This window comes from Synechococcus sp. CCY 9618 (assembly GCF_019038415.1).
Lineage (GTDB): Bacteria > Cyanobacteriota > Cyanobacteriia > PCC-6307 > Cyanobiaceae > Cyanobium.
Genome location: NZ_JAFKRG010000126.1, coordinates 1 through 542, shown reverse-complemented (window position 1 = coordinate 542; position 542 = coordinate 1). Strand labels below are relative to the sequence as shown.

General features: G+C 60.3%; 1 protein-coding gene. It reads left to right on the top strand.

The window, feature by feature from the left end; all coding sequences use genetic code 11:
- Positions 1–542, top strand: a 542-nt coding sequence (locus KUG41_RS15430) for a calcium-binding protein (protein WP_305798582.1), incomplete at both ends; no start/stop codon positions are given.

Below are 542 nucleotides of genomic sequence, written 5' to 3'. Positions count from 1 at the left end.
CAGCTGGTGGAGCGCCAGGGATCGCAGTTGTATCTGTTGTATGGCGGTGGCGATCGACTGTGGGTGGAGAACTATTTTGCCTCAGGGATCTACCGGATTGAAAGCTTCCAGTTTGCTGATGGAACGCTCTGGGGTGACGGTGATCTGCGGGAGCGTGCGGTGGTGGGAGGAGCGACGGCGGGGAATGACTGGCTGGGTGGATATCAGGACATGGTGAACCGCATCGAAGGTCTGGGCGGCAATGACCATTTGTACGGGGGCGGCTACGGGGACGTGCTGGCGGGCGGCGATGGCGATGACAACCTGCACGGCGGTGACGGGGATGACCATCTCGATGGCGGAGCCGGAGATGATGTGCTGTATGGCGGCAGCGGACGTGACCGGTTGATAGCTGGAGCGGGGAATGACTATCTGAATGGTGGCGTGGGCGATGACGTGTATGTGATCGGAGCTGGAGGAGCCAGCAGGACGATCAGCGATGTGGATGATGGGAGCGGCAATCGCGATGTGGTGGTGTTCACGGATGTGAAGCCATCGGATGT